Source organism: Bacillus sp. AFS073361, assembly GCF_002567005.1.
Classification (GTDB): domain Bacteria; phylum Bacillota; class Bacilli; order Bacillales; family Cytobacillaceae; genus Neobacillus.
In genome coordinates, this window is the sequence record NZ_NUZU01000061.1 from 1 (window position 1) to 5,863 (window position 5,863).

The following is a 5,863-nucleotide window of genomic DNA, read 5'->3' on the forward strand; positions in this document are numbered from 1 at the left end:
AGTAGGACGTTGCCAGGCATTTAAAGAACAACTCAATTGGGTTGTTCTTTTTTGTTGTGATGAAGAATTGTCCACTGTTTATTTTTCCACATGAATGCTTGTGTAACTCTATTAAACAAAAAAGCCTAGTTCCAATCGGAACTGGGCTTCATTTTGTTTCAATAATTCTTCCCTCGACTAGCCTTAATGATCCGTTTGATTATCCACCAACACACCGGAAAGTTTATAAAAAACGTCATTGCAACAAAGGCTGCCATGGCGATCAAACTATTATTCATTTCATCCCCAGGACTCTGTGAAACTATCGCAAAAAATCCCGCATAAAGCAGGATGGAAATCAGCAGCGCTAATACCCCATCAGACAACTTCCTAAACATATTCATTCTGTTTTTCTCTAACTCCTTCTCCCTACGGCTCATTCTCAAAATGCTCAACCCAACCAAACTTTCCAACTAAGTAGATTTTACTAGAAATTTACCATTTTAATCAATTTCGGTGCCTGACACCACACATTGGTTAATTTTGTCCTTCATCGTATAATGGAGGGCATTTTTTTTGATTGCTAGGGAGATTTTTCTTTATTGACGACTGAGGCGATTAAAAAAGAGAAAGAACGGTAGCCAATAGGAGGTATAGGTGACCGAAACTATGAAAAAAGCGAAAGGGAGGTAGTCAATAAGGGGGATAGACGCCCGAAACTATGAAAAAAGATAAGGGAAGGTAGTCAAGAGGGATTATGTCACGTGAGAAAAGGTAAATGAAGGCCACTTTGATTGCCCAAAGGAAGTCATTTTTCAATGAAAAGGTAAATGAAGGCCACTTGGATTGCCCGAAGGAAGTCATTTTTCAATGAAGTGGTAAATGAAGGCCACTTGGATTGCCCGAAGGAAGTCACTTTTCGGTGAAGTAGTAAATGGAGCACGCTTTCCTAAAACAGTGAAGCAAAACAATATAAAAATATTTGTCCTCTGTGTCCTCTATCTTTTACTTGTTATCAGATGCTCCTTTGTTTTCGATACACTTTAATTTCCATGATATGCCCTATGATTCCAATTAACAATCCAAATGCCAGTCCGTTAAAGACAGGGAAATCTAAAAATCTAATAACGGAATAATATCTGATCAAGCTAGTGTCATGCCAAAATAATCCGAAATCCATGCCTAAAACCATTCCGATAAAGAAGCCCGATAAATATGTCCGTTGGTCCGAATCTTTACCAATCATCTTATGATTATTGGTGATTGCTGCATTAAATGCCTGCCAAATCGCAAAACCGTACATGGATGGGTAAAATAGTGCCCATCTATAATCGATTACGTGGTGGGCAGAATGTATATCCCCGATAAAGGAGTTGATTAAAGATAGGTTTAGATTTGAGTTCAAATTCACGACAAATTCCATGCCGATCAACACAGCTCCAACTATATAATCCTTATTGTAAAATTGCCCGAATCCTGGTAATACACATGACCATAACATTGCTGCATATGGAGATTTATATTGTCGGCTTTGTCTCATGGCGTCATTTCCCCCAAGAAATAAATATGTTATATAATAATAATTTCTTCAAACCTCCTCTAATCCCTCTTTTTATTCCTTTTTTTGGTAAGAAAGACACAACCTATAGGCAGAAATACTCATACATTCAAAGATTGAGATATTTAGATACAGTAGGAAACATGAGGTCAGGTCTGGTGGCCGGCTGAATTTCTTTGGAGTTATTAGAACCGTCACTTTTTTTAAAATAGTTTCTCCTTTTCACCAAGTTTTCACGAATCTCTATTACTATTCAATACATCAGATAACGATCAGTTTGCAGCTCCGTTAGCTCAGTTTGACGCGGCATAAAATAGCTATGTAAGCGAGGAAGAACTCACTAAGGAACTCGAAAAGTTAAAAGGTGAAAAAGAGAAAGTGGCCGCATTTTAATATATGAAGAGAAGCACCGCCAATTAGGCTGGTGCTTCTCTTTTTATCTGGATACTATATTTTCACTATTTATTCTTTCCTCTTATTAACTCATCTCGATCGGATGCCATTGGAGGCTGCTCCATCCAGCGATTTTTTATCATGATATTGGCCCCATCTTCTGCATACATTTGAACCTCTACGGATAGCCTGTTATACAGTGAAGCCAGATCTCCTCTGGGACTTACACTGATACCTGTACCGTAATAGCCAACACTCATAGCTATTAAACCAGTGGTAAAGTACATCATGAGTTTATCAGAAAATGTATGTGTGGTACTGTTTGTTATTTCCCCATCCCACCCCATGGGTGCAGGGAGTTTACTTTCCTCTAACTTCGCTCTAAATAATCTAATGTGTTTATTCCCAATTTCTAAACCCTTTAGAAAAAATTTTTTAACATCCTTGTCCTGTGCAACCTGACTAAATCCGGTTAGCGCAGCAACTCCGAGAGCATTTCTTTGCATGTTCGCAAATAAATTATCAACTTCCGCTGCAATTAATGGCCTTTTTTCTCCAATTACATCCAACATAAACCATTGCTTTTTCACAAATTCAACCTTCTCTAAATTTGGCAGGTTCGGAGACCTGATAAACAGCCCTTTGGATAATAATAATTCTGTTGATTGTTTATATAATCCCATGGTTTCAGTAAGACAGTCCATGTAATAAGCTTTAATGTCATTTCTTACTGATGCTGCTAGAGCGGCTCCATATAAAGTAAGTCCGACCTTCGACATTTGGTGAATAAAATTGAGCACAAATGCGTCAGAGTATAGTCTAGGTGCAGTTAAATCTACATCTTCTCCAATGCGAAAACCGTGCGGAACAATATTCTTTTCCTCAGTTAAAATAGCTGTAATCGTTTGAACATGTGATGCAGATAACTCTAGGGAATATTTAATGACCGGCTTAATTTCATCATCCTCCACTTTTTCTAAAAAATAAGTAAGGATACAAATGCTTGCGCTATCATTTAAGTATTGAGCCCAAAGTTGAGCCATTTCACCAGCAGTTAACCTTATCTGGATTCCCTTTGCCTCCATAATTTACCTCCAACGTATAAATAATATAGGATAACTTCCCCATAAATTACCTGTAATATGTATGAGTCTCCTGGCCGGGAAACCCGGTTCTGGTGGTCACCACAAGTCTCATTGGAGCCAGGAGAACCGTCACTAAGGCTCATTTTTTGCGTGTTCCCCTCATAAAATTAACCCCGCTTACGAAGTCCTATAATTAGCCGATCATACTTTCATTTACATCATATCAACTTTGCCAAACCATAAATTTACATGGGAGAGAAGAAGCATGACAGAAGAGACTTATCAATCTCGTGAGGAACGAAAGCGAGCGGAAAGGGCAAGACAGAATCAAGACAGAAGCAATCGGAAACCGAAGAAAAAAGGATCGATTTTGAAAAAAATAATCATTGTCTGTCTCGTGCTGGGACTTGTTTCAACTGGAGCAGGAGCGATCACGTTCGCTTCTATGATTAAGGGTTCGCCTAATTTGGATGATTCTAAGCTGGTGGATCCACTTTCAACGAAATTTTACGATAAAAACGGAAAATTTCTTTATGAATATGGGAAAGAAAAGCGAACGAAAATTACCTATGATCAACTTCCAAAAGTACTGGAGCAGGCGTTTATTGCCACGGAAGATTCCCATTTTTATGAGCATCATGGAATCGACATCAAAAGGACTGCTAAGGCTATTTTTGTCAATGTAACCGGAAATTTCGGATCACAGGGCGGTAGTACGATTACTCAGCAAGTGATTAAAAATTCCTTTTTGACGCCTGAGAAAACCTTAAAGCGAAAAGTCCAAGAATGGGACTTGGCCTATCAGTTGGAACAGAGATATTCCAAGCACGAAATTTTAATGATGTATTTAAACAAAATCTACCTTGGAAACCGTTCTTACGGAGTTGCTGCTGCCGCAAAGAGTTACTATGGTATCGAAGTAAAGGATTTAAAAAAAATGACGCTCGCGCAGGCAGCTTTGATAGCCGGACTGCCGCAGAGCCCGAATAATTACGATCCAACCAAGCCGGAAAACAAAGAAGCGGCCACAAATCGCCGAAATATCGTCTTACGTTCGATGCTTAGAGATGGGTATATAACGGAGAAACAGTACAAGGAAGCTTCAAAAGTTCCTGTTACTGAGGGACTTGTCCTAAAAAGCAACCAACAAACGATTCCTTACGAAGCGTTTTTGGATGCAGTGGTAAAAGAGGTAAAGAGGAAACTGAAGGGTGTCGACATCAGTGAGGATGGATTATCTATCTATACCACCCTCGATACAAATGCACAGAATTATGCAGATAAAATGTTGAACACCAATGAAATCATTGCCTATCCAAATGCGGCTTTCCAGGGGGCTTTTGTCTTTTTAGATACAAAAACCGGAGAAGTGCGGGCGATTGGGAGCGGGCGAAACGAGTATAAAGCTGAATTTCTAGGTAACAACTTTGCGGTTGATCTCCGTCGTCAGCCAGGATCGACATTTAAACCGATTTTTGACTATGGTCCAGCGATTGAAAATTTAAAATGGTCCACTGGTCATCTGATTAATGACAAGCCGACGTCGTATTCAACTGGACAGCCGATTTCCAACTGGGATCATCAGTATCATGGTATGTTGACCATACGGAATGCACTAAACAACTCTTATAATATTCCTGCTCTTCTTACACTACGGGCGGTTGGAATGGAAAAGGCAAAGAATTTTGCCCAACAACTCGGTATTACTTTTAAAAATAATCAAATATACGAATCTTATGCGATTGGCAGCAATACTGTTAGTCCATTAGCCATGGCCGGAGCTTACAGTGCATTTGGAAATAAAGGGAACTATAATAAACCTCATTTTGTTCAAAAAGTAGTTCTGCCCAATGGTAAAGTCGTTCATTTTACGGAGAAATCCAAACGGGTTATGCAGGATTATACGGCGTATATGGTGACTGATATGTTGCGCTCCGTTGTAACAAATGGGGGCGGAGCAATGGCCAACGTTCCTGGGCTATATGTGGTAGGGAAGACAGGGACAACGAATTTTGACGCACCGACCCGGGCGAAATTTGGATACCCAGAAAACGCCACGAATGATAGCTGGTTCGTAGGGTATACACCGCAATACACCATGGCGGTCTGGACAGGATATGCACAAAACGGCTCTGGTAACTTTATGGACGTGAAGACGACACCGATTGCGAAGTATATGTTCAAAAACATGATGCAGTCATTTGGAACGGATGCATCGAGCTTTCAGCAGCCAAGCAGTGTCTATCGAGTAAATAATGAACTGTATATTAAAGGCGTTACTTCTGCAGAGGTACCGCCAAAACCAAAACCAATTATCAACAAAGCAAAACCTGCTAATAATAATGCGGGAATTAGAAATGCGCAGAAATCAAAAAAGGAAGAAAAGAAACAACAAAAAGAGAAAAAGAAAAAGCACCCAGGGAAAGGTAAAGGAAAAAAGAATCATTAGATCGGTAAAACCAGTGAAAAGCCAGGAGATATGCTAATCTCCTGGTTTATTTATTATTGGAAAGAAAACCGTAAGAGCATTTTAAAAAAAGAAAAACTTTTTGTTGCATAATTATTAAGAGGGTGATACTATAAGGAAGTTGCTTTTGACAGCAAGTTTTCATTGTTAAAGGTGATTGAAAAAGAAATAAAAATTATATTGACATAGAAATATAGGGTTGATATAATAATAAACGTCGCTTTTGTCAAACGGACCTTTAGTCGTTAAAAGTGATTGATAAAAATATAAAAATTATATTGACATCATAATAGAGAGTTGGTATAATAACAAATGTCGCTTCTGACATAATGAATTGTTCTTTGAAAACTAAACAAACAAGATCGTGCAAACAAACAATAT

Annotated in this window: 4 protein-coding genes; 1 reads left to right on the forward strand and 3 read right to left on the reverse strand. The window is 38.8% G+C overall.

What is annotated here, in order from left to right; genetic code table 11:
- Positions 1 to 158: 158 nt before the first annotated feature.
- The 3 genes from COJ96_RS25070 to COJ96_RS25080 all read right to left on the reverse strand — a co-directional run bounded on the left by COJ96_RS25070 (position 159) and on the right by COJ96_RS25080 (position 3,015).
- Positions 159 to 383 (reverse strand): hypothetical protein, encoded by a 225-nt coding sequence (locus tag COJ96_RS25070; RefSeq protein WP_098576511.1) that lies wholly within the window; start codon positions 381 to 383, stop codon positions 159 to 161.
- 611 nt (positions 384 to 994) lie between these two features.
- A complete protein-coding gene (locus COJ96_RS25075; protein WP_098576512.1) occupies positions 995 to 1,519 on the reverse strand; it encodes a hypothetical protein in 525 nt (174 codons plus the stop codon).
- Between the two features lie 476 nt (positions 1,520 to 1,995).
- Positions 1,996 to 3,015: a DUF3231 family protein gene (locus COJ96_RS25080; RefSeq protein WP_098576513.1), complete on the reverse strand. Its 1,020-nt coding sequence runs from the start codon at positions 3,013 to 3,015 to the stop codon at positions 1,996 to 1,998.
- A gap of 265 nt (positions 3,016 to 3,280) precedes the next feature.
- On the opposite strand from COJ96_RS25080, the gene COJ96_RS25085 reads away from it, so the two are divergent.
- The gene (locus tag COJ96_RS25085; RefSeq protein ID WP_098576514.1) at positions 3,281 to 5,464 is read left to right on the forward strand and encodes a transglycosylase domain-containing protein; all 2,184 of its coding nucleotides are present in this window, start codon (positions 3,281 to 3,283) and stop codon (positions 5,462 to 5,464) included.
- Positions 5,465 to 5,863 lie beyond the last annotated feature (399 nt).